We start from the raw sequence: 22,796 nt of genomic DNA, 5'->3' as shown, positions 1-22,796 counted from the left end.
GTCGTCGAGCGGGCGGGGGCGGGTTGGCGGATCACTTGGTCTGTCGAGCCATCTGGGCGTCAGACGACCTGGCTGCCGGACTGAAGGCGCTTAACGATCTGGAAACCATTTCGGTTAAGGAATGGGTCGTCCTCAGGGACACCATCACCGAACCTGCTTGCAGCCCGGCGCCCCCGCCGGGCTTCTTTTTTCGCCGGCCAATCAGCCCTTTCTCGGCGTGTCTTCGGCGCCCTCGGTGCGATCGCGGAACAGGGCGGCGCGGGCAAGCAGGATCAGGGTGACCGGCGTCGTGACCGTCAGGAACAGGCCGATCAGGATTTCACGCGGCATGAAACGCCGCTCCACGGTCGTGAACCAAACGATTGACGCCAGCAGGACCAGCGCCATGCCTAGCGTAGCCCCAAGCGTCGGGGCATGAACGCGCTCATAAAAGGTCTTCAGCCGAACCAGCCCAACCGCGCCCAGTAGCGAAAGGGCCGAGCCGATGACGGCCAGGGCGACGACGATGATCGCGGCCCATGCGGGAACGTCAGCTTGGGTCATTCAATCACCTCGCCGCGCATCAGAAACTTGGCCAGCGCCACGGTGGCGGCGAAGCCCAACATGCCGATCACCAGGGCGGCCTCGAAATAGAGCTGGCTGTTGGTGCGGATGCCGAACACCACCACCAGCAGCATGCCGTTCAGATAAAGCGTGTCCATGCCCAGGACGCGATCCTGGGCGCGCGGACCGTGGATGATCCGCCATGCCGCCAGGCCCATGGCGCAGATCAGCATCAGCTGGGCCAGACCCAGGCCCCAGGTCAGCACCGCCGCCGTCATTCGAAAATCTCCATCAGCCGGCGCTCGTAGCGATCCTTGATCAGCCGCACCCAGGTCTCTTCATCCACGAGATCCAGCACGTGCAGCAGCAGACGGCCGGTTGCGGACTCATACTCGACCCACAAGGTGCCGGGCGTCGAGGTGATGATGATGGCCAGGACCGCCAGGCCGTATCGGTCGCGCAGGTCCAGCGGGATATGGATGAAGCCGGATGTGCGCTCATGCCGTCGCCGCCCCAGAATGATGTGCGACACCGCCCAGTTGGAGCGCACGATGTCGCCGACGACGTGGATAGCGAGGCGAATTATGGCTATCGGCGCCTTCACCCGCACGCGATCCACGCCCAGCGCCAACATGATGATCGGCGCCAGAAAGGCCAGCAGCACCGCGAGCGCCAGAGACGGCGGCGCGATCGAGGCGCTGAGCAGGATCGAGGCGACGAATAGGCCTAGTGAAAGGATGGGGTAGGGGAGGATGCGTCTCATCGCCCGCTCCCGCCCAGCACCGCGTGGATGTAGCCTTGCGGGTCAGCCAGCCAGGCCGCCGTGTGGTCGGTGTAGATCAGGGCGGAGCCAGCGAAGATGGCCAAGAACACGCATGCGCCAAGCAGGGCTGCGACCGCCGTCAGCTCGGCCGCACCCACCACGAAAGCCGGCGCATCCTCGTCGCGCGTCCAGATAGCGCCGACGCCCAGGCGCGTCAGGCCGATCAAGGCGCCAAGACTGGACATGGAAAGCACGGCTGCCAGCGTCCAGGCCGCCGCATCGCCAACGCCGACCAGGGCGCTGATCATAGACAGTTTTCCGACGAAGCCGGCCAAAGGCGGTAGGCCGGCGACCATCAGGGTGCAGATCAGAAAGGCCCCGCCCAGGGCCGCGACGGCCGCCGGGATGACCAGGCCCGGCTCGTTGCGCTCTTCGTCGTCGAACGGATCACGATATTCGTCATCGAAAACAGCGCGCGCCTCGCCGACGTCCGCCTCACGTCCGCGCTGGAGGATCTCGGCCAGCAAAAACAGGGCTGCGCAGGCCAGGGTGGAGCCAATCAGATAAAAGAGCGCGCCGCTGAGGGTCGCTGCATCGCCTACGCCCACGCTGGCCAGAACGGTGCCGGAAGAAATCATCACGCCGAATCCGGCGGCGCGCGACAGATCGCGAGAGGCGATCAGGCCGAATGTGCCGAACGCTATGGTCGCCAGTCCGCCGACGAACAGCAAGGTCAGGCCAAATCCGGCGGAGGCGCCCGCGTCGGCGCCGAACAGCAACAGACTGAGGCGGATGACGACATAGACCCCGACCTTGGACAGGATGGCGAAGACCGCCGCCGCCGGCGCGCTAGCTGCCGAATAGGTCGGGGTCAGCCAGAACCCCAAGGGCCACATGGCGCACTTGATCAGAAAGGCCGTACCCAGCACCGCCGCGCCGATATGAAACAGTCCCAGGTCATCCACTGAGATGGTCGCAACCCGCGTTGCAACATCCGCCATGTTCAGCGTGCCGATCACCCCGTAGATCAGGCTGACGCCGATCAGGAACAGCAAGGACGCGGTCAGATTCACGGCGATATAGATCACGCCTGCCCGCACACGCGCCTCGCCCGACCCATGCAGGGCCAGTCCGTACGAGGCGGCGAGCATGATCTCGAAAAAGACGAACAGGTTGAACAGGTCGCCGGTCAGCAGGGCGCCGTTCACCCCCATGATGAGAAGCAGGAACAGGGCGTGGAAGCGCGGCCCCGCCCGGTCCCATCGCGCCAGGGCGAAGATCAGGGCGCATCCGCCCAAAACGCTGGTCAGCGCGACCATCATCGTCGACAGCCGGTCGGCCACCAGGACGATGCCGTAGGGCGCAGCCCACGATCCCAGGCGATAGACCCGCGCAGTATCGCCGCCGCCCACGGCGCCGTTTGCGCTTTCGTGCAGCAGAACCAAGGCCATGATCAGAATGGCGGCCATAGCGCTCAAGCTGAGCGCCGCCTTCAGCGTTCGGCGACGCTCGTCCAGCAGCAGCATGGCCGAGGCGATGATCATCGGCAGGACGATGGGGCCGATGATCAGATGGGCGTTCCAGTCGATCATGCGTCCGGCTCCTTGCCATCGACATGGTCGCTGCCGGTGATGCCGCGCGCGGCCAGAATGACAACCAGGAACAGCGCGGTCAGGGCGAAGCTGATGACGATCGCGGTCAGGACCAGCGCCTGCGGCGTCGGGTCAGTGTAGCGCGCGGGGTCGGAGACCTCGCCCGCCAGCACCGGCGGCGCGCCCGACCTCAGCCGTCCCATGGCGAAGATGAAGATATTGACCGCATAGGACAGCAGCGACAGCCCCATGATCACCTGAAAGGTGCGCGGGCGCAGCAGCAGCCAGACACCGGAGGCCGACAGCACGCCGATGGCGAGGGCGAGAACCAGCTCCATCATGACGGCTCTCCTTCTTCGGCGTCTCTTTGCTTGGGCTTGCGCAGCGACTGGTGCGCCAGGGCGACGAGGGTCAGGACCGTGGCGCCCACGACCAGAACGACCACGCCCAAGTCGAACAGCACGGCGCTGGCCAAGGGCACGCGGCCCAGGATCGGCAGGTCGGCATACTGGAACCAGGAGGTCAGGAAGGGATAGCCGAACAGCCACGATCCGATCCCGCTGAGGGCGGCGATCACCAGGCCGGCGCCGATCCAGAAGATGGGCCGGATCGCCAGCCGCTCTTCGACCCAGCGGGCGCCCGAGGCCATATATTGCAGGATGAAGGCGATCGACAGGGCGACGCCCGCCGCGAAACCCCCGCCCGGCAGGTCATGCCCGCGCAGGAACAGGTGAACGGCGAGCAGGATGATGAAGGGGAAGATCCAGCGCATCACCACGCGGGGGATCAGCATGGTCTCCTTCAGCGTGTCGCCCTCCGATCGCGTCTCATGATCGCGGTCTGAGGCATCCTGCACGCTCTGCTGGCTGGGATTGGGCAGGGTGTCGTCAGCGGGACGGAAGCGGCGCAGCAGGGCGAAGATCGTCAGGCCGACAATGCCCAGAACCGTGATCTCGCCGAAGGTGTCGAAGGCGCGGAAGTCGACCAGGATGACGTTGACGATGTTGCGCCCGCCCGCGTCTTTATAGGCGTGCTCGACGAAGAAGCGCGAAATCCCCTCGATCGATGGACGCGTCATGACGGCGTAGGAAATGGCCGCCAAGGACGCGCCGACGGCGGCGGCGATGATCAGGTCGATACGGCGGCGGCGGCGAGATCGCTTTTCCATGCCCTGTGGCAGGCGAATGGTCTCCAGCCGTTTCGGCAGCCAGCGTAGGCCCAGCAGCAGCAGGACGGTGGTCACGACCTCGACCAGCAACTGGGTCACGGCCAGATCCGGCGCCGACAGCCAGACGAAGGACAGGCAACTGGCCAGACCTGCGCCGCCCATCAGAACCACGGCGGCCAGTCGGTGATACTTCGCCTGCCATGCCGCTGCGACTGCGCAGCCAGAGCCGACCAGCCAGAGACCGGCGAAGGCACAGTTGGACAGGGTGAATGTTGGCATGATCGGGCGGATGACCAATCCTGCGCCGATCGCCGCCAGCCCGCCCGCCAGCAGGGCAACCAAGACGATGGCCCTCAGCTGTGCCTGTTGTCGTGTGGCCCCCAACAGGCGAACCATCGCCTCCGAGCCCTTGAACAGGCCGGTCATGGTTCGCTCGAACAACCAGCCGCCGTTCAGACGCTTCCAGCCCCACGGTCCGCCACGCGGGTTGGCGTTGATGCGTTTGCTGAAGACGACATAGAGAGCCACGCCGCCGGCGAGGGCGATAAGGCTCAGCACCAGCGGCAGGTTGAATCCGTGCCACAGGGCCAGGCTGTAATAGGGCAGGTCAAAGCCTAGCACCGAAACGGCGGCGCTCTTCAGGAACGGCCCCACCGTTACAGCCGGGAAAATGCCGACGACCAGGCACAGGGCGACCAGCACCTCTACGGGGCGGCGCATCCAGGCGGGCGGCTCGTGCGGGATGCGATCCAGCTCTGTCGGCGGCGGACCGAAGAAGGTCGCGTGGATGAAACGCAGTGAATACAGAACGCTGAAGGCGCTGGCCAAGGTGGCTAGGGCGGGCAGCAGCATGTTCAGGCCGTGCGTATGGGCGCTGGCCACCGCCTCGGCCAGGAACATTTCCTTGGACAGGAAGCCGTTCAACAGGGGCACGCCCGCCATCGCGGCTGCGGCCACCATAGCCAGGGTCGCCGTGAAGGGCATGAAGCGGAAAAGACCGCTGAGCTTGCGCATATCCCGCGTGCCGGCCTCGTGGTCGATGATGCCGGCGGCCATGAAGAGCGACGCCTTGAAGGTGGCGTGGTTCACCGTGTGGAAGATGGCCGCGATACAGGCCAACGGACTGCCCAATCCCAGCAGCAGCACGATCAGGCCCAGATGGCTGATCGTCGAATAGGCCAGCAGGCCTTTGAGATCATGCTGGAAGATGGCGCACCATGCGCCGAGCAGCAGCGTCGCCAGACCCATGCCGCCGACGATCAGATACCAGCTCTCCGACCCCGCCAGGACGGGCCAGAAGCGGATCAGCAGGAAGATACCCGCCTTCACCATGGTCGCGGAGTGCAGATAGGCGCTGACCGGCGTCGGCGCGGCCATGGCGCGGGGCAGCCAGAAGTGGAACGGGAACTGTGCGCTCTTGGTCATCGCGCCGAGCAGCAGAAGGATCAGCGCGGGCAGGTACAGCGGGCTGGTCTGGATCGCCTCTCGCGACGCCAGGACGACATCGAGGTCGTAGCTGCCGACGATCCGCCCGATCAGGATCATGCCGACCAGCAGGGCGATCCCGCCCGTGGCCGTGACCGTCAGGGCCATGCGGGACCCTTCGCGCGCGGCGGGGTTTTGGTGCCAATAGCCGATCAGAAGGAAGGAAAAGAGGCTGGTCAGCTCCCAGAAGACGACCAGTTGGATCAGATTGCCCGACAGCACCACGCCCTGCATCGCCCCCATGAAGGCCAGCAGGAATGAGAAGAAGCGCGGGACCGGATCCTTCGGCGACATGTAGTAGCGGGCATACAGCACGACCAAGGCGCCGATCCCCAGGATCAGGGCGCTGAACAGCCACGACAGTCCATCCAGTCGCAGCACCAGATTGACGCCCAGCGACGGCAGCCACGGGATTTCGTAGCGCAGCGTCTCCCCGTCCTGGAACATCGGCCATAGCGCAGCCAGACACCCCAGGCTGACCAAGGCCACGACCCAGGACAGGATGGCGGCCGAGGTGCGTGCATGACGCGGCAAGCCGGACGCGACGATGGCGCCAAGGAATGGCAGGACCAGGATGACGACAAGTAGGAAGCTGATGGACATCGAGGCGGGGCGTCTCTCCTGGATCGTGAGGGATAGCTTTGCCAACGCTCAAGGTTGGCCAAGGTTCGCTTTGATCTACGGACAGGGGCGGGGTGCGTCAAAGCGACACCACAGCGCGGGACAACCTGCGCCCAATAGCTCGGCCGTCGTTCGAAAAGATCAGATCATCTGGAAAGTATTCGACCTAACGCCTTGTCTGGCCTCAGTCTTTACCCCGAGTGGCTCCGCAGGTAGGATTCGAACCTACGACCAGCCGATTAACAGTCGGCTGCTCTACCACTGAGCTACTGCGGAACATCTGCTCGGGAGGCGGGCGTATAGCAGCGGCCGTTCTGATCTTGCAATGGGAAAACGAGCCAATCGAAACGATATTTATCGACGATCCCGACGACCCGCGTGTTGCGGCCTACCGCGATATCCGCGAGCGCGATCTGACGGGTCGTCAGGGACTGTTCATCGCGGAAGGGGAGGTGGTGGTGCGTGGACTGGCGTCGATGGCGTCGCGCTGTCAGCCCTTGTCGCTGCTGCTGGCGGAAAAGCGCGTTGCGGCATTGGGCGATGTCATCACGTCTCTGCCGTCCGCGACGCCCGTCTATGTCGCAGGCCAGGCCGTGCTGGACCGGATCGCGGGATTCGACTTGCATCGGGGCATTCTGGCCTTGGGCCAAAAGCCCGAGCCGCTGTCGCTGGACAAAGTGCTGGCGGATATCGGGCCGCAGGACGTGTTCCTCGTGGCTAGCGGGATCGGCAACCACGACAATGTCGGCGGCTTGTTCAGGAACGCCGCCGCGTTCGGCGCTAAGGCGGTGCTGCTTGATCCGACCTGCTGCGACCCCTTTTACCGCAAGGCGATTCGCGTTTCGGTCGGCGCGGTGCTGCGCACGCCGTTCGTCGTGGCCGGCGCGACAGACATTATCGAGGCTCTGCAGCGGGCCGGCGTCGAGGTCTTGGCGCTGACGCCTTCGGCGACCGAGCGGCTTTCGGACTACAGGCGCGCCGGACCGGTCGCTCTGATGCTGGGGTCGGAAGGGCCGGGGCTGCCCAAGGATTTGATCGACCGTTGCCGGCCGATCGGCATCGCCATGGCGGGCGGGTTCGATTCGCTGAATGTCGCGGCGACCAGTGCGGTTGCGCTTCATCACCTGACGACGACGGCGCTCACTGGAAGCTGAAAACGCGAAGGCCGCCCCGAGGGGCGGCCTTCGTCCGTATCGTCGCGATGGAGGCCTGACCGGAACTCACGCAATGCAGTCAATTCAACGACTTGGCCTGTCTTGCCTGCGGCGATTACAGTACTGAAAACTATGGGATTTTTCCGGGTTAGCCTAACCGGAAATTTCCGCTCTGCTCAAAAGCAAAACGCCCCCGGCGTGAACCGAGGGCGTCTGTGGCGGGCGGCCTCACCCTGGGAACGTAATAGACCGCCCACCGAACGGGGTGGCGCATATTGCCGGGCCACCACCCTCATAAGCCGGCTCTGCTGCGGTTAACTCCAGCAGTGACCATCGGTTCCTGTGAGCGGAACACGACGAAAGCCGCCACCCCGAAGGATGACGGCCCGGCATTCAAGCTGCCGTGCGAACAAGCTCTCTGGCGGCCTCTTCACTTCCGACGTGTCGACGCCGTTTGAGCACTTCGTTCACCCGACCGGGGTTCACGTCGAAGCTGGCAGCGATCCTGTTCTGGAATTCTCCCGACCAGTGACGAAGCCAGATCAGAACAGCGTCATTGAAGGTGAGGATGCGGCTTGGCGCGTTGTTGTTTGCAGCGATCATATTGATCGGGCTCCTTTGGTCCCGAGAATATGGCTGGCGGCTTGACTAAGGCTCCGAACAAACTCATAACGCGTCCTGTGCACAAAACGAACCGCCAGCCGGTTCATCTAGGGGCCGGGGCTGTCACCCCGGCCTTTCGTCTGTCAGCAGCAAAGCTGCCAACTTGGGAGACATGCCCTAGTTGTGCGATTCGGGCAAGTAATTGTCCCGACTCATGTTTTTTACTTCAGGAACGACGAAAGCCGCCCCGGTTTCCCGGAGCGGCCTCGATAGCGGAGCCAAGGCTCGACGCTGGGGTCGATAATGTCGAGGGCATCTAGCCCGGTCGTGGCGGCGGGGGACAATCCAGCCCTCGCATACCCATCGTGTCAAAGAACCGGCACAGACGCCCAACTTGGGCCGCCAGCCGATCACCCCGCGCCTCGATGGCGATGTCGTATGCGTCGAGCGCGGCCTCCGAATAGATCGCCTCGGGCGCCAGGACCGGCTTCGGCTCAACCGCCAGATCGGCAGGGCTCGGGTAGAAAGCGCTCTGCGGCGCCCTGGTGGCGCAACCGCTCGCAAGCGAGACGGACGCGGCGAGCGCTAGGGACAGCATCGGGGAGCGAGTTGACCGCATCGGAGAAATCCTTTTCGCGGGCGTTGATGATGGGGGTTTCGACAGAGGCCTCGACAGCAGCGGTTTCCCGTGCGCTGGTGGCCTTTGCCTCGGTCTTCTGTGTCTGGGCCGCCTGACGGTCGCGTTCGCCCTGTGCGCCCCTGTGGGAGCAATAGGCGCCGGTCAGGACGAAGGCGGCGATGATCGCGACGATCAGCCAGCCGGTTGGGCTCAGCATACGCGGTATTGAGCGGAGGAAGGCGAGGGCGGCGATCATCGGGCCAGCTCAAAGTGAGGGCCATCGGTGAACGCCGCCTTGCCCAGCTTGCGCCGCGCCGCGCCGTAGGCATCGACGGCCGCTTTCATGGCGCCGGGTGTGCCAGTCTTGATATCGGCCATGTTGATCCAGGCCCCGCCCCAGCGGATCGACACGCCAAGCTCGCGCGAGGCCTGCCACACGGCGGCAGCGATCGGGTAGATGGCGGGCCACTCCCAACGCATCTTGCCGTTGACGAAAGGCACAAGATCCACGGCATGGCCGAAACCGTCGGCCTGGGGCCTGTGCATCGAGTTCATGGTCTGCGACGCGCCAGAGGCGACCAGCGCCTTTTGCTCTTCGGCCGTACGCAGGCCGTCGTGGACGCTGAAATCCTGCGACGTGATCTGGATCGCCCGTTCGACGACTCGGACCAGATTGGGGTGGACGCCCTTCAGTTCGGCGCGCGACTTCGCGCCCAGCACATACGGCATGGTCAGTCTCCAGATTGTGGGGGTTGCGCGTCTTGGGTGCGCGATATACCGTCAAGGTTGAGCCAAGCGCTCGCTCTAGCGGGGAGCTATGGGCCGGAGGTTCCGCAGATGCCCCGGCCATTTCAGTTTCGGGGGGAAGCATGGCGGTCGAGAAGAAGAGGGCCGCATCTATGCTGTTGCCCGTGCTGACCTGGATCACAGGCCTGATCTTTGCGGGCGTGCCTCGAATCCGATGACACCACCCTTCGGTTGCGCTATTCGCCGCGCCGTCGCAGCTCGTGCCCGAACTGCGTCAGGCGGCCCGGCTGGGCGAGGACATCATCGGCCGGGCCGTCATAGGGTTGCAGCGGATTGCTTTCCGCATACGGTGAGAGTGTCGATGTGTTGGCATCGGCGGCGCGGATGGCTCAGGTCGCGCCAGCGGCTCGGCCAGATGAACACATCAGCCGAGCCGCTAAGCCGTCAGGACTGCTTGAAGCCGTGGACGGTCATGGTCAGGCCGGACCCGGCGCCCTGCCACTTGCCCGCCCAGCCCTCGGACAGTGACGGCCAGACCTCGATATAGGCCTTCATCGGCGAGGTCGGGAACGCGGCGCCCTTCGTCTGGGCCGGGGTGACGCGGTCCAGTTCGACGCCGTCCATGATGAAAATCACCGACTTGCTGGCCTCATACTCGACGGCGATGTGGTGGCGGCCATCCTTCACGTTGGCGATGGTCTTGGACCAGACAGACACGCCCTTGGCGTAGACGTTCAGCTGCAGGCCCTTGTCGCCGACCCATTCGAAGTCCAGCTCGTCGCGGGTCTCGTTGTTGTAGGTCCAGAGCGGCGCCTGGATCATGCCGGGCGTCGGAGCGGCGAGGGTGACATCGACCTCCCAGCGGCCCTTGGCGCTGCGGGCCGCGCCGGTCTGCTGGATCTGGGCGCTGTTCTTCTCGGTCAGGCGCACCTTCAGGTCCGTCCCGTCGAGGAAGACGTTATTGGGGGACCAGCGATAGCCGTTCATCTTCGGCTCGTCCCAATCGGACGGTGTCCACGAGTTGCCCCAGGCGTTCGGCGTCAGCGGCCCGGCGATGGGCGGCAGGACCGAGGCCTTGGGCGGTGTCACGACGGGATCGGTCGGAGCGGCCTGGCCCGTCAGTTCCCGGTCAATGGCGTCGATGTCGGCCTGGGCGTTGGCGATGTCGCCGACGCGATCAGCGCGCTTCAGGCGCAGGGCGCGAGCTTGGGATTCAGAGAGTACCATGGTTCACCCTCAGTCCACGGTCACGGTCAGGGCGCCGGTCGCGAACTTGACCAGGTTGGTGGCGACGATGCTCTGCGACGCCGCCAGCGCGCCCGAGGCCAGCAGCTGACCACCCGACGCGGCCGAAAACAGGCCGAAGTGGGAGGCCGTTGCTGCGCCGGCCGCCTGACCGAAATCGACATCGGCGCTGTTGGCGATCGAGGTGTTGCCAGTGATGTTGCCGAAGGTGGCGGCGACGCGACCAGCGGCGCGAACCGTGGTCGTCACTTCGGCCCCGCCCGATCCGGCGTCGGTCGGATCGCCGTTGAACAAGCCGACATAGACGGCCGCCGGTGCGCTCGGCATCGTTGTGCCTTTGAGCCAGTTCAGGATTGCATTCTGGGTATAGGTGCTCAGTCCGCTCATGGCGGGTCTCCTTCAGGTGAGAGTGAGGACGATCACCGCAGCCCAGAAGGCGACGGGGAACAGGATGAGGGCGGTGACGCGCGAGGCGACGATCTGACGGCGGGTCACGATGTCCACGCGATCATCTCGGCGTCGCTAGGAACGCGACTGTCGTCGAACCATGGTTGGCGCTTCACGAAGCCCTCCAGCGCGCTAAGCGCACCGTTGGTGGCGAAGTCGTGTGTCGTGGCCGTCGTGTAGTTGCGAACGTTGGCCGTCCGATACAAAACGCCGTTCACCGCCAAGCGAAGCTCGGTCGGGGTGCGGAAATAGAAAATCTTGTTGAACTTCGTGAAGGTTCCGTCGTCTAGGATCGCTGGCGCGCTGACCTGCTCGTTTGCATCTTCACGATTGATGACCAGAACCGCAGGCGAGGGCGTCGTCTGCACGTCCACCGAAAGCCCCCCCAGCGTCGCCACGAGGGTCGCCGGGTTCATGTAGCAAAGCTCGACAAACAGGCCGTGCGTGTATCGCGAACGCACGATGTTGATGCCCTGCTCGCCCGATGGTCCGCCACCCGCCGAAGTGTCGGTGTGGTGGATGCGGTCGCGACCAACGCCCGTCGCGGAGGTCAAGCGAATGATGTCGGGAATGGTCGAGGCCAGACCTTCGCGCGGCTCCATCAGGTTGATGAAGTCCAGCACGAAGCTGTTGCTGTTCTTACCGCGTAGGATGATCGTCGGATCGGTTACGGTTTGCAGGGACGACTTGGCCCGGTTCCATCCTGTTCCGGTCGGCGTGATCGAATACCATGTCACCCCGTTGTCAAAGCTGAACTCCAGCGGATCAGTGCCAGACACCCGCTTCACGTCGAAGTATAGACGACGGAGGATTGAGGCGTTGGTGATGGCCTGCGTGACGGTGCCGTTATCCGCCGTGAAGGTCAGCAGCGAAGCGGCGTTAGCCGACCCCTCGCGGCCGATCTGGTTCAGGGTGGCGGTCGCGTTCGCCTTGACCCAGGCGGCGTTCGTCAGGTCACGAGGCGCAACAGCGCGGTTCCACTGCCCGTTGAACGACATCAGGCCCTTGCGCGACCGGCGCGGCCCCATGTTTCCGTCCCGCAGCAGCAGCGTGCCGTCGATGTCCTCGATGTAGTGAGACACCTGCGTCGTCATCTGCTTGTAGAGCAGAGGGTTGGTGTTGCTGCCGATCGGCTGCGAACCGGTGTTCGGCGCTATCGTTCGATACGGCGCAACCGGGTCGACAAGGAACGTCCAGTCGAAGTCGTAGGCAGCGCCCTGCGCGGGGAACGCCATTGCTGCTGGACCAGAGGCCGTCACTGATAGCGATCCCGCCACCACCGAAACGCCGGCCGCTGTGCCGGCCAGAGCGACTTGCCTCACGATGGTCATGGCGCCCGTCAACGTAGAGACCGAGACGGCCGAGCCGACAAGGGCGATGCTGCTTGCCGCGCCGACGGTCAGCGACCCAGTCGCCGACGACACGCTGCTGATCGCGCCGGACAGAAGCACCTGGCCAGCGGCCGCCACTGACAGCGCGCCGGTCGCCACGCTGCTGATGACGACGCCGCCGATCAGGTCGCGGAGGATGGGCGAGGGCGTGCCGCCGTTCTGCGCCAGCCAGAGTAGGGCGTCCGCCAGCGTTTCCGCGCCGCCAAGGGCAGCTGAGAGGTCTTGGGGCAGGATGATGCCAGAAGGGTCCGTCGCGGCGCTGGGAGCCACGCTGACGACCTGAACGACGCCTGATCCCGCGATAACGACGCCGGGGGCGGTTGGAGGCTGAGCCGCGCCGACCATGTCCGAGCCGCTCGCGCCCGCGCCCTTGGCCACCACGATCCGGCCGACCACGACCGACACGCCATCAAGACGGACCTCCAGCGAGTAGTCGCCCTTGATCCATGACGAGGTGTCCGCGACCGAGAACAGCACACGGCCATCTGTCTGGATCACGCCGGTGATCTCATGATGGGCGTCGGGCAGGCCCTGCCGGTCGAGGAACAGCACCACGGTGCGGCCCGTCAGGTCCATGGGCGTGGACGCGTCGCCATCGAAAAACTGGAAGGGTTGGGCGAACGGCGACCCGATGTAGGCGGGATCGAGGGCGCGCTTCAGGGCGGCGGGCGACATGGCGTCTCCGTTGGGCAGGTCAGATTGTGGGATGGAGACGAACCGGGTTCGTCAGTCGCCGGGCGGCGGGGCAGACGGGACCGGCTCGATGCGGATCAGCCGATCGTAATCGGGCGCAGGTTCGGCGAAACTCGTGACCACCTTCTCCAGAGAGCGCTCCACGGCCGGCGGGATCGTCTCCGCCACCGCTTCCTTCATGTCCTGAACGTCGGCGGCCCGCGTCTCCGCCCGGCGGACCTCCAGCACCTCGCGCCCATCGTGGACGAACATGCTGACCAGCATGGCGGTCGAGGTCAGGGCGGCGATGACGAAGAACCAGGCGACGGCGTCGGGCACATGCGCGCCGCCAACGACCTCGAAGATGACGAACACCGTCACCAAGGCGACGGCGTCCATGCCGAACCGCACGAACCCGTTGCTGGCGTAGGAACTGCGAACGCGCGGCGAAACCAACTCCGCTCGGGCGAGAACGGTCAGTCCGACCAGCCCGGCGGCAATGACGGCTACGATATCGACAGGGGTCATGGGTTGGCCCTCGTGCCGCCCAGCCAGCGAAGGGCCAGATCGCGAAGCGTGGCGGGGTTGGACAGCAGTTTGACGGCCCCAAACAGACCAGGTGCGAAGCGCCACGCCCCCATGCCGATCCCGAAGCCGATGGCTCTCAGGTCGGACGGGTTGATGTCAGGCGCCAGTCGCAGAGCGATGGGCGCGGCCCAGAACCGGGCGACCAGCGCGCCGACGACGACGGCGAACACCCCCTCGATCACGGCCCGAACGATCTCGCGCGAGGTCGCAGGTTCGGAACCCAGCGACACCACGCCGACGTGAACCATGGCGGACACGATCCCCCCGGCCGCTCCCGCCAGGAATATCCAGTCGGGGTCGATCCGGTCCGCGCCGATGACGCCGGCATAGGCCGCCGCGCTCAGGATCAGGTTCATCGTCGCGCCGATCCCGAACACGGTGAAGGGTTCCGCCACCCAGCGGATGAAACGAGCCATGAAGGTCTCCGAATGTCAGGCCGTGGTGGAACAGCCGTTGGGCGGCATGTCGGGTGTCAGCTGATGAGGCCGTGGGCCTGAAGCCGTTGGATCAAGTCGTTGATCGCGGTACGCGCTTGAGCATCGACCGTAGAGCCGCCGGTCGGAGCGGTGACGGCGGCTTGGCGAGAGTTCAGGACGAAGTTGGCGCCGATCTGATACCGACCGTTGCTGGCGATGCCGAACTTCAGGCCGCTCGTGTCGTAACCGGAGTAAAAGTAGTTTTCGCTGCTGGACGGAGCGGAGCCCGTATATCGGACCCGGACGCCGGACGGACTGGAGCTATGATCATTCTGGATGTCCGCCGTCCAGTTGTTGTCGGACCCTTTAACGGTCAGCTGCCAGAGCGGCGGGATCGTCTGACCGATCCCCACCTTGCCGCCAAATGCGCTCGGCGCGGTGCCTGCGCCAAAGAACGCATATTTGTTGTCGCCGGCCATGAAGGTCGACCGGAAGCCGATAGCGTAACTGACAGCCGACGTGTCTTCAGCGTCAAACGCAATGACGCTGTCTACCTTGGTCGGATCGCCGAGCTGGCCTGAACTGAAGCCTTTGATCTGTCCGACACTGGCGTCCGCACCTAGGGTCGTGGAGACCGCGCGGAACAGGATCGCCTCTCCGACGTCGCCGGGACCGTCCGCCCGAAGATGCGCGGCGATGACCTTGGAATAGGCGACGTTCCCGGCGCCGCCCAGCCAGACGTATTGGTGGAGGCCATCGGCGTTGGTCGTCGTCCCAGCCGTCGTATCGATATGCGTCCCGCTGTAATGAGCGCGCACGCTGTCATAGTTGACCGCCCCTCGGGCATAGACCCGATTGACCAGCTGATAGACCTGAGAGGTGCCGTCGTTGGCCCCGTTGGTCACGATCCGGTCCATACGAATGAGGTTGCTCGATCCCGATTGGACCGTCCCAACGTCGAGGTTCGGCGGGATGATCGACTCTTGGATTAAGTCGCTGATTGCGACGATCTCATCCTTGGCCTCGACTGCCCGTCCGGCGTCTTCGGCCGCCGATTGGGCCGCCGCGCTTGCCTGGGTCAGCAACGAGGAAATGACCTCGGGGCCAGAGAAACTGATGGTGGCGCGGCCTTCAAAGACCTGAACAATTGCATCAGCCATTTTGCGTCGCTCCGGCTCTGATGATGAGGACGCCCTCGATCCAGCGGGTTTTGGGGAAACCCCCGCCCGTGATGTGGAGGTCGTAAACAAGGGTGATGTCGTCGCCAGGCTTGCCGGCATTCAGCAGCAGACCTTCTGCGGTCGTCTCATTAATGCGGATCTGAACCGTGGAAGTCGTCACGCCGTCAGCGGTCGCAACGGAGACCGAAAGCCCCTCGGCATTTGCCGCGGCGTTGGCGAGGCTGATCAGCGCGGCGCTCGGCGCATCACGGTAGAGGCGAACCTGCATGGCCATCGTGGCGCCGGTGAAATCCAGGCCCTTGAAGTCGATCTGATAGACGAACGGCGTCCATCGCTGAACCGTGAGGTCCAGGCGTCCTGGTGTGATCATTTCAGGGTGTCCCTAAATGTCGTTCTGTGATGCAGGCGTATTGCCTGCGCCGCCCCATCCCGGTGGAGGCGGGGGAGTGATCGGATAGCCACCAGCGCCATCTGACGTGGCCTGCCAGCCGACGAAGACCCACGATCCGGTAGTCATGCGCGTGGTTGCTGGATAGGCCTCGGCTTCGTAGCCAACGCCAGCCTTCCAAAAGACGCCGTATTGCGTGGAGTTGGCCAGGCCGGTGACCAGTCCTGTCGGGAAGGAGACGGTCTCACCCGAACCTTCGACTACGCCAGTAAAAGCGCTGGCGATGGTGATAGAGGCGCCGTCGCTTGTGAACGGATAGTCGATGCTTTGGCTGACCAACCGCCGCGCTGCCGGTCCTGGCGACACGGCATATGAGCCAACCGTAACTGGGCCCAGCACTAGACGGTCGGAGACGTTGTTGCCGCGCCGATAGCTGACCGCACCTTCGTAAGCGGTGCCTTGGGTGATAGGGCCGCCCACCTCCTTACGCTCGACGGCTGGCCCCTCAACCCCGGCGCCCGCCCATAGGCGAGGCGGGTCATCAACCGGGCGAAACTCGAAGATGACGCTTTCCGCTGTGGCGTTCTCGCACGCGCCAGTGAATGCGATGATCGGGATCGAGCTGCCGTTCTCAACAAGGGTTTCGGCGGCGAGCGTCCAATCGCCGATAGCCGGAGGCGAGACGTAGCGGGGGTCAACCGGGGTCAGCACCTGTGGCGTCGGCGGCGTCGGGTTCTGGCCCAGGGCGAAAGGATATTTGGCGTCGGTCTCACTGACGAACGACACCCGCACCACGCCCGTCGCCGGGTCGTAGTCGGTGTTCAGGCACAGGCATTTCAGCCCGTTCAGGACAAATCCCGCCTCGGTGATCGTGAAGGCGTCGCCCGGCCGGATGCGTTGCAGGTGCGGCTTCAGCGGGATCACACCCGCGATGCCCTCGCGCGTGTTGGCGATTTGGAGAGCGGCGAGCTGGCCCGCTTGGCGGGCATTGGTGACATAGGGATAGTCGATGCCGGACGGGCGAATCCCGCCGTCCTCGTCGCGATAGGCCTGGGCGGTCACCTCTTGGTCGAGGGCCGTCATCTGCCAGCGGTGTGGCTCGCTCCAGAAGCGGGGACGCAGGGTATTGATCCGGTCGATGCGGCTGGCAGCCGTGTCGATCTCCAACGGACCTGCCGTGTCATAGGCCGAGATGGTGACGATGCTGGTGCGGGGGGCGGCCCGCTGAATGCAGCTGATCTTGCCGGCGCGCTGGGCGTAGATGGCCCCGCCCGCTTGCAAGAACCCGGTCAGCACCTGGTGCTTGTCGTCGTCAGTGGTCGGATAAGCGGCGCAGGTCCAGCCGTTGGCGTCCGCGACATTGGCGGCGGCGACGAAGGCCGGGATATCGATGCCGGAGAGCTTCGCCCCGATGCCGCCGACCTGATAATCGACCTGTGGCGCGCCCTTGCCGTTGGGGCCTGCCCAGAGCCCCAGCGTCCATTTCAGCGCCCATAAGATCGGATTGGCGGAATAAGTCCACGTCGCAGGGTCGGCCAGCCGGTGCGCGCCTGACCCGCCAGGGTAGGTGCTGTCCTTTCGCGGGTCATAAACCTTCAGCCCGCGGAAGGTGATGATCGGCTTGATCTCACCCGTCGGGAAGGCGGTTCCCTTCGAGTTCTCGCCCATGACGATCATGTACGAGGCCAGTCCCGACAGGCGGTGAGCTGAGGTCCAGCCAGGAAGGGTCGCCCCGTTCTTCAGCCCTGTGGGCGAGGTGATGGCGGTGTCGGGCTGCGTGCCGAGCTTGGTCTTGTACCAAAGCTCGCCTGCGTACTGGCTGCTTACGGCCTTGCCGGACCCGTCGAAGGTCACGGTCTCGTCGTCGGCCATGAAGCCTTCGAAGCCGTCGATCGGCCCAGCGCCCGAGAGCACCGACGGGATGCCGTAATACATCAGGTCGGGACCGAAGGTCTTCCGATAGACGGCCGAGCCGGGAACGCCGATGCGCCCGGCGGCGAAGGGAATAGGGCCGTCGGGGTCCAGCGTCCATTCAAACGTCCGACCCGCCACCCCGACCTGGGGCTGGAAGATCGACATCGCCGCCGAGATGGCGACATTCATCAGGACATTGCCGGCGATGCTGGTCAGTGTCGCGCCGATCCCGGCCGAGGCGGCAGCGCTGGCGCCTGCGGCAGCAGCGGCCGGCGCAGCGGCGGAGACGGCAGACGCAGCAGCAGGCAGGAGGAACGGCATTCAGACCCTCCAGGCGCAGATGAACAGGTGAGGGATCATCGGTTCAATCAGGCCCGAGGCGGGGTTCAGGCCCAGCACCCGGCCGTTATCCAGCGCCACGGCGAGCGAGCAGCCGAAGCCGTCGCCGTCTTCCGAGGGCATGGCGATGATGTCGCCGGGCAGGGCGGCGGCCGGCGGCAAGCGCTCAAGGCCGGTCGCATCCATCAGGGCGATCAGATCCTTGAAGCCAAGGCGGCGGATGTATTTCAGGGCGCCGGCGAAGGTCTTGTGGCGCGTCCCGTTCAGCAGCTTCGCCGACCGGCCCATCTTGCCCATGGCGTGGGCTGCCAGCTTGCCGCAGTCGCGCTTGCCCGGCTCGACGGCCTTGAAGGCAAAGCGGTCCATGCAGGCCTGCGTCGCAGCCTGGCGCTTCATCATGGGGTGCATGGATCGCCCTACTTGGAGAAAGGCACGAAGGTGTTGAGCAGGCGCTTGAACAGGCCGGGGTTCTCCGGCCGACTGCGCCACTCGTTCTTGCGGGCGACACCGTCGACGTAGGCCAAGCCCATTTCGCCGGGCCAGATCCGCTGATGCGTCGCGTGGTTCAGGCGCCAGTCCGAGTTCGGTTCCAGCTGGCGTTCGGCCTGGGTGCCGCACTCCAGCGTCAGCAGCCAGCTATCGCCGACCTGAAACCGGGGCTTGTCGATCTCGCCGTCGAACTTCAGCTCGGGCGCGCCGATGAGGAGTCCGGAGGCCTGATCGACAGCGCCCTCCCACCATTGGACCCGCGTGCCCTGCGTTGACGGGGCGGCGAGGGCGGCGGCCGCGACGTCCGAGACCGGCAGAATGCCCAGGTCGATCCGGGTCGTCTGAGCTTCGGAACCGTCCTTGATCGATCCCACGGTGTCGAGCGAGCCATAGACCGGGTGATGGCCGACATAGGCCTCGGGGCCATTCCCTTCGCCGGCGTCGAAGACGACGAACCCGCCGTCGGTCAAGCAAATGGCCCCGCCAGCCATATCGAAGCGAACGAGCGTCGCCTTGACGAAGGCGGGCTGCTGATAGGCGGCGATCAGGTTCGCGTCCATCAGCGCTCCCTCACCGTGAACTTAAGGACGACCAGGCGGTCGACGCCGACTTCCCAGCTATCCATGTCACGGACGAAGCCCTCGATCATGGGCTGGGCGATCTCAACCACGTCGTTATCCGCCGGGGGGAAGCGCAGCATCGTGCGGAGCGGAACGGTCGCTGTCCCGCTTGAGACCGTCACATTGGCCTTGGCGCGATAGAGGAAGCGGCGGCCTTGGGTGATGACCGACAGGAACTGACCCTTGCGGATGACATAGCCGCTCGTCAGGCCGTCGATCACCAGAGCGGATCCGGACTGACCGGCGCCGTTCACGCGCGGCGTGCCAGGCGCGCCAGTGTCGAAGCCGGGCTGATGCACCTTCATGACGACCGTATCGCCCTCGGCCATCAGGTCGTCCCAGTCCATCGACGTAACGTAGCGCATCGGCGGCATCTGGAAGGTGAGGGCGTAGCGGCTGCCCTTGCGCAGAAGCTCCTGCTCACCGTCACCGAAGGCCGGGGCCAAGACGTTCTTCGCCGTGATCATGGCGATGCCCATGTTGGCGGGGGCCGGATCGGTCGGCAGGACCAGAACAGACATCAGCGACGACGCCCCAGCGTGTAGCGGTCAGTCCGGGCCATGTCGGCCGGCACTGCTTTCCGAGCGGTGCTGAAGGCAGCAGCGGCCGGCCGAGCGGCGCGGTCATCAACGTAGGCGTTGAACCGGTCGTCATTCGTGGTCACCACGACGCGCGAAACGCTGGCCTTGCTTCCCATGGCCTGGACGGCATGCGCAGGGATCACGTCGGTGCCCTGAGGCAGATTGGCCAGGATTTCGCCGGCATGTACATAGGCGAGCCCCCCGCCGAAGTTGGAGACGCCGCTGGAGAAGCCGGGGATCTTCAGCGCCGACTTGATGGCTGAGAAGATCGACGAGCCGATGCCGCCGCCTGATCCAGAGCCCGAACCTCCGAACAGCATGTCCGCCAGAGGCTCGGTGATCCCGCGCCGCACCGAGATCGACAGCAGGTCTGCCAGGATTTGCTTAGCCACTGAAGAGAAGGTCTCGCCCAGGCTCTTGGTGTTCATGATGGCATCGACGATGCCGCTGTTGAGCGCATCGAGGCCGCGGGCGCCGACGTTCTCATAGGCCTCGCGGATTTCGTCGGCAGTCTTCAGACTCTCGTCACGCCAAGCCTGGAGAGGCGACAGGTTGTTGCGGATGACGGCGTCGCGTTCGCCGCGCTCGATCCGGCCGTTGGTGGCCATCGCGCCGTCGCGCTGGGCTTGGGTCAGAGACGGGTTGCGGTCCAGCTCCAAACGTAGGGCTTCGCGACGCTGGCGCTGGGTGATCTCCAGCAGGTCCAGTTCAATCCGCTGGCGCTCCTTGGCGGTGCGGGCGGCGCCGGACTGAAGCGACAGCAGGTCGGCGGTCAGTCCTGAGAGCAGCTTCTCCGTCGCCAGGCGCTCGTCTTGGATTTCGCGGAAGGCGTTGTCGGTCAGCAGCCGGTCTTCAAGGGCGTCGGCCGAGGCGTTGGCGGCGTCCAGTTGGCGGCGCTCAGCGGCCTTGATCTCGCCCCGGTCGGACTTGCTCTGGATTTCCGCGTCGCGCGCCTCGCGATCCATCTTCAGCTGCTCGCGCGCCAAGTCATAGCGCTGCTGGGCGGTCAGGATGTCGTCTTCGGCGACTTGGAGCAGGCGTTGGCGGGCACGGAAGATTTCCTGCTCGACCCTTTCGGCCCGGCGGGCTTCGCGCTCGGCGGCGCGCTGAGCGCTATTGTCGGTGCGGGTGCGGCCGGCTGGAACGGAAAGCGTGCCGGCGAAGTCATTGCGAGGTGTGCGGGGCGACGGCGGCGACACACCGAAGGCAGCTACCGCGTTGGCGTCGATCGGATTGGCGTAATCCGGGAGGCTGTTGCCGGCGCGAATGTCAGCGGCGGCTCGGAACGTCCTTCCAGAGACGACAGACCCGACCGTGCTCCCGATGGCGCGGAGGGGGCCCATGATGCCGCCTTCCTTGATGCCTGTGGTGACGCCGTCGCCGTACATGGCGTCGACACGCGTCTTCCAGGTTTGAGCGCGCTCGATGAAAGCGTTCAGGCCCCGCAGCGCGTCGGCGATATAGCTGGTGAAGGTCAGCACCTCGTCTGACAGCTCGATGAAAGCCCCGGCGAGTTGGATGCCGATCACTTGCGCCAGGTCTTCCATCTGGCCCTGAGCTTCCGACCCTTTCCGGATCAGATCTTCGTCCATCACGAAGCCGAGGGCTTGCGCCTCGTCCCTCAGCCGAGCGACTTCAGCCGAACCGTCGCGAAGTGCCGAAGCGAGCGGACCTAGGCCCAGCCGTTCAGCAATCGCGGCGCGGTCGCTTTCGCTCTTCAGTGAACCGATACGGTCCACGACCTCATCAAGAGCCGCCTCGACGTCCTTGAAGCCGCGGAGGTCTTCCGGATCTAGGCGTAGGGCTGCGAAGGCCTTCACGTCCGCCTTCGATAGCTCGGCGGCGGCAGAAGCGAACTTGTTGGAGAAGGTCTCTAGCGAGCCGCTGACTGCTGAGGCGTCCTCGCCGGTCTTGCGCGCGACGTACTGCCATTCCTGAAGTGCGGCCGTGCCGATCCCAATGCGCTGGGCCGAGTTGGCCAAGTCGTCGGCCATCTTGAGGCTGGCCTGGCCGAACTGCACCGCAATGGCGAGGCCAGCGGCAGCTACGGCGGCGACGGCAGCAATGCCGACCCCGATAGCCTTGCCCATTTTCCCGAAGGACGCGCCAACCCGGTCTGCACCGGCGCTGGCATCTCTCTCCATGGCGCCGACGGCCTGTTTTACGTCGGTCTCGGAGTCGCGCAGATCCTGCTTCAGCTTGTCGCGTGTGGCGCGCAGCTCCCAAGAGGCGCTGCCGACTACAGGGCTGTCGGTCATGCCGCCTCCAAAGAAAAAGGCCCGCCGAAGCGAGCCCTGGTAGGATCAATGTCGAGAGCGCTAGTCGCGCCGTCTGGTTGTCAGGAGGATTGTCCCGACGATGAGAGAGGTCGACCCTAAGACCAGCATCTGTGTCTGCAAGGCCAGAAGCTGCGCGGCGCTGCCAAGGCCCAACGTTTGGGGCGGGCCAGAAAGGGCCAGAAGCCCGAAGCCACCGAGAGCGAGGCCCAGCAGCACGAGTATCCAACCGGCGATCAGCTTCAGCATTCGTCACTCCCGAAAGAGCGACAGGCTAGGGCGCCGCACCCTCATCCGACAAGTCCACGATCTCGACGCCATAGACGCGGGCGATCCGGTTGAACTCTGCGTCGGCCATCGCCTCGGCATCGGAGGCTTTCCCGGACGGGTCGAAGAACTCGCGGAAATAGTGCTGCGGCCCTGACAGCGTCGGCTCCCGCTCAACAGCGAGACGGGCGACCATCCATCCGGTCCAGAGCGCCGAGGCTGCTTCACCGCGCCCGCGCTCGGTCAGGATCATGCCCAGGCGATAGGGCGTCAGCTTCCAGAACTCGGCTTCGGACAGCCCGCCTTTCAGCGCCGCCCGAAGAGCCGCCTCCACAGCGTCGGCCGTCGCGTCTGAGGGTTTGCGGGGCCAGCTTCGGCGGACCTCCCGGCCGGGCCATATTGGGCAAGCTCCCAGGCATCCCAGCAGGCTTTCATGCAAGGCGACAGGGGAAACGCGGCGACAGGCGCGCCGATGACGTCGGCCTTGGTGATGGCGCCGGCGGTCAGAACCTCCAAGAGATCACCGAGAGCAGACGACGCCCCGGCACGACCCTTCTGGAGCACCTTGAAGCGATCCAGCAGCCAGTCGTGGCCTTTGGCGTCCAAGGCGGCGAAGGTCAGTTGCAGGGCGACCTGTCGCTCGTCTGGGAGCGACAGGCGCACTATGCCGAGGCGGGCGTCGTTCAT

25 protein-coding genes and 1 tRNA gene are annotated in these 22,796 nt (G+C 65.2%); 1 reads left to right on the top strand and 25 read right to left on the bottom strand.

Going from position 1 to position 22,796, the window contains the following annotated elements; genetic code table 11:
* Positions 1 to 201: 201 nt before the first annotated feature.
* From mnhG to GGC30_RS13385, 7 genes are all read right to left on the bottom strand, one after another.
* The gene (mnhG, locus tag GGC30_RS13415) at positions 202 to 543 is read right to left on the bottom strand and encodes a monovalent cation/H(+) antiporter subunit G (RefSeq protein ID WP_153925177.1); all 342 of its coding nucleotides are present in this window, start codon (positions 541 to 543) and stop codon (positions 202 to 204) included.
* Positions 540 to 821: a K+/H+ antiporter subunit F gene (locus tag GGC30_RS13410; protein WP_045810222.1), complete on the bottom strand. Its 282-nt coding sequence runs from the start codon at positions 819 to 821 to the stop codon at positions 540 to 542. Before GGC30_RS13410 ends, mnhG begins: the two co-directional genes overlap by 4 nt.
* Positions 818 to 1,306, bottom strand: coding sequence for a Na+/H+ antiporter subunit E (locus GGC30_RS13405; protein ID WP_153925174.1), 489 nt, complete (start codon positions 1,304 to 1,306; stop codon positions 818 to 820). Before GGC30_RS13405 ends, GGC30_RS13410 begins: the two co-directional genes overlap by 4 nt.
* The gene (locus GGC30_RS13400) at positions 1,303 to 2,898 is read right to left on the bottom strand and encodes a monovalent cation/H+ antiporter subunit D (RefSeq protein ID WP_153925170.1); all 1,596 of its coding nucleotides are present in this window, start codon (positions 2,896 to 2,898) and stop codon (positions 1,303 to 1,305) included. Before GGC30_RS13400 ends, GGC30_RS13405 begins: the two co-directional genes overlap by 4 nt.
* Positions 2,895 to 3,236, bottom strand: coding sequence for a Na+/H+ antiporter subunit C (locus GGC30_RS13395; protein ID WP_055804418.1), 342 nt, complete (start codon positions 3,234 to 3,236; stop codon positions 2,895 to 2,897). Before GGC30_RS13395 ends, GGC30_RS13400 begins: the two co-directional genes overlap by 4 nt.
* Entirely contained in the window at positions 3,236 to 6,154 is a 2,919-nt protein-coding gene (locus GGC30_RS13390; protein WP_153925167.1) for a monovalent cation/H+ antiporter subunit A, read from the bottom strand. Before GGC30_RS13390 ends, GGC30_RS13395 begins: the two co-directional genes overlap by 1 nt.
* A gap of 219 nt (positions 6,155 to 6,373) precedes the next feature.
* Positions 6,374 to 6,448 (bottom strand) — tRNA-Asn (locus GGC30_RS13385).
* 44 nt (positions 6,449 to 6,492) lie between these two features.
* Here GGC30_RS13385 and GGC30_RS13380 point away from each other — a divergent pair.
* Positions 6,493 to 7,326, top strand: a complete 834-nt coding sequence (locus GGC30_RS13380) for an RNA methyltransferase (protein ID WP_153925164.1) — start codon at positions 6,493 to 6,495, stop codon at positions 7,324 to 7,326.
* Between the two features lie 393 nt (positions 7,327 to 7,719).
* Here the strand turns inward: GGC30_RS13380 and GGC30_RS13375 are convergent, their stop codons facing one another.
* The 18 genes from GGC30_RS13375 to GGC30_RS13295 all read right to left on the bottom strand — a co-directional run bounded on the left by GGC30_RS13375 (position 7,720) and on the right by GGC30_RS13295 (position 22,796).
* Positions 7,720 to 7,929: a hypothetical protein gene (locus tag GGC30_RS13375; protein ID WP_153925161.1), complete on the bottom strand. Its 210-nt coding sequence runs from the start codon at positions 7,927 to 7,929 to the stop codon at positions 7,720 to 7,722.
* 494 nt (positions 7,930 to 8,423) lie between these two features.
* Positions 8,424 to 8,804, bottom strand: a complete 381-nt coding sequence (locus tag GGC30_RS13370) for a hypothetical protein (RefSeq protein ID WP_153925158.1) — start codon at positions 8,802 to 8,804, stop codon at positions 8,424 to 8,426.
* Positions 8,801 to 9,277 carry a M15 family metallopeptidase gene (locus tag GGC30_RS13365; RefSeq protein ID WP_153925155.1) on the bottom strand — a complete coding sequence of 159 codons (477 nt, stop codon included), beginning with the start codon at positions 9,275 to 9,277 and terminating at the stop codon, positions 8,801 to 8,803. The genes GGC30_RS13370 and GGC30_RS13365 overlap by 4 nt, the downstream gene beginning before the upstream one ends.
* Before the next feature lie 462 nt (positions 9,278 to 9,739).
* Positions 9,740 to 10,522: a family 16 glycosylhydrolase gene (locus tag GGC30_RS13360; RefSeq protein ID WP_153925152.1), complete on the bottom strand. Its 783-nt coding sequence runs from the start codon at positions 10,520 to 10,522 to the stop codon at positions 9,740 to 9,742.
* Positions 10,523 to 10,531: 9 nt separating this feature from the next.
* Positions 10,532 to 10,927 carry a hypothetical protein gene (locus GGC30_RS13355; RefSeq protein WP_153925149.1) on the bottom strand — a complete coding sequence of 132 codons (396 nt, stop codon included), beginning with the start codon at positions 10,925 to 10,927 and terminating at the stop codon, positions 10,532 to 10,534.
* A 104-nt stretch (positions 10,928 to 11,031) separates the two neighbouring features.
* Positions 11,032 to 13,053 carry a hypothetical protein gene (locus GGC30_RS13350; protein ID WP_153925147.1) on the bottom strand — a complete coding sequence of 674 codons (2,022 nt, stop codon included), beginning with the start codon at positions 13,051 to 13,053 and terminating at the stop codon, positions 11,032 to 11,034.
* Positions 13,054 to 13,104: 51 nt separating this feature from the next.
* Positions 13,105 to 13,578, bottom strand: a complete 474-nt coding sequence (locus GGC30_RS13345) for a hypothetical protein (RefSeq protein WP_153925144.1) — start codon at positions 13,576 to 13,578, stop codon at positions 13,105 to 13,107.
* Positions 13,575 to 14,054: a hypothetical protein gene (locus GGC30_RS13340; protein WP_153925140.1), complete on the bottom strand. Its 480-nt coding sequence runs from the start codon at positions 14,052 to 14,054 to the stop codon at positions 13,575 to 13,577. The genes GGC30_RS13345 and GGC30_RS13340 overlap by 4 nt, the downstream gene beginning before the upstream one ends.
* 56 nt (positions 14,055 to 14,110) lie before the next feature.
* Positions 14,111 to 15,304 carry a hypothetical protein gene (locus GGC30_RS13335; RefSeq protein WP_194943605.1) on the bottom strand — a complete coding sequence of 398 codons (1,194 nt, stop codon included), beginning with the start codon at positions 15,302 to 15,304 and terminating at the stop codon, positions 14,111 to 14,113.
* Entirely contained in the window at positions 15,207 to 15,605 is a 399-nt protein-coding gene (locus GGC30_RS16325; protein ID WP_194943604.1) for a hypothetical protein, read from the bottom strand. Before GGC30_RS16325 ends, GGC30_RS13335 begins: the two co-directional genes overlap by 98 nt.
* A gap of 12 nt (positions 15,606 to 15,617) precedes the next feature.
* Positions 15,618 to 17,858 (bottom strand): hypothetical protein, encoded by a 2,241-nt coding sequence (locus GGC30_RS13330; RefSeq protein ID WP_153925133.1) that lies wholly within the window; start codon positions 17,856 to 17,858, stop codon positions 15,618 to 15,620.
* On the bottom strand, positions 17,859 to 18,284 hold the full coding sequence (locus GGC30_RS13325; RefSeq protein ID WP_153925130.1) for a hypothetical protein: 426 nt from the start codon (positions 18,282 to 18,284) through the stop codon (positions 17,859 to 17,861). It lies immediately after the preceding gene.
* Positions 18,285 to 18,292: 8 nt separating this feature from the next.
* On the bottom strand, positions 18,293 to 18,925 hold the full coding sequence (locus GGC30_RS13320) for a hypothetical protein (RefSeq protein WP_153925128.1): 633 nt from the start codon (positions 18,923 to 18,925) through the stop codon (positions 18,293 to 18,295).
* On the bottom strand, positions 18,925 to 19,506 hold the full coding sequence (locus GGC30_RS13315) for a hypothetical protein (RefSeq protein ID WP_153925124.1): 582 nt from the start codon (positions 19,504 to 19,506) through the stop codon (positions 18,925 to 18,927). Before GGC30_RS13315 ends, GGC30_RS13320 begins: the two co-directional genes overlap by 1 nt.
* Positions 19,506 to 21,824 (bottom strand): hypothetical protein, encoded by a 2,319-nt coding sequence (locus GGC30_RS13310; RefSeq protein WP_153925121.1) that lies wholly within the window; start codon positions 21,822 to 21,824, stop codon positions 19,506 to 19,508. Before GGC30_RS13310 ends, GGC30_RS13315 begins: the two co-directional genes overlap by 1 nt.
* 60 nt (positions 21,825 to 21,884) lie before the next feature.
* Complete coding sequence (locus GGC30_RS13305; protein WP_153925118.1) at positions 21,885 to 22,091, bottom strand: hypothetical protein; 207 nt, start codon at positions 22,089 to 22,091, stop codon at positions 21,885 to 21,887.
* A gap of 25 nt (positions 22,092 to 22,116) precedes the next feature.
* A complete protein-coding gene (locus GGC30_RS13300) occupies positions 22,117 to 22,443 on the bottom strand; it encodes a hypothetical protein (protein ID WP_153925115.1) in 327 nt (108 codons plus the stop codon).
* Positions 22,416 to 22,796, bottom strand: a complete 381-nt coding sequence (locus tag GGC30_RS13295; protein WP_153925112.1) for a hypothetical protein — start codon at positions 22,794 to 22,796, stop codon at positions 22,416 to 22,418. Before GGC30_RS13295 ends, GGC30_RS13300 begins: the two co-directional genes overlap by 28 nt.

Origin of the sequence: Brevundimonas sp. SPF441, from assembly GCF_009661015.1 — a bacterium.
In the GTDB taxonomy this organism is placed as follows: domain Bacteria; phylum Pseudomonadota; class Alphaproteobacteria; order Caulobacterales; family Caulobacteraceae; genus Brevundimonas; species Brevundimonas vesicularis.
Note: the sequence above shows the minus strand (reverse complement) of the source record. Positions and strands in the feature narration are given on the sequence as shown.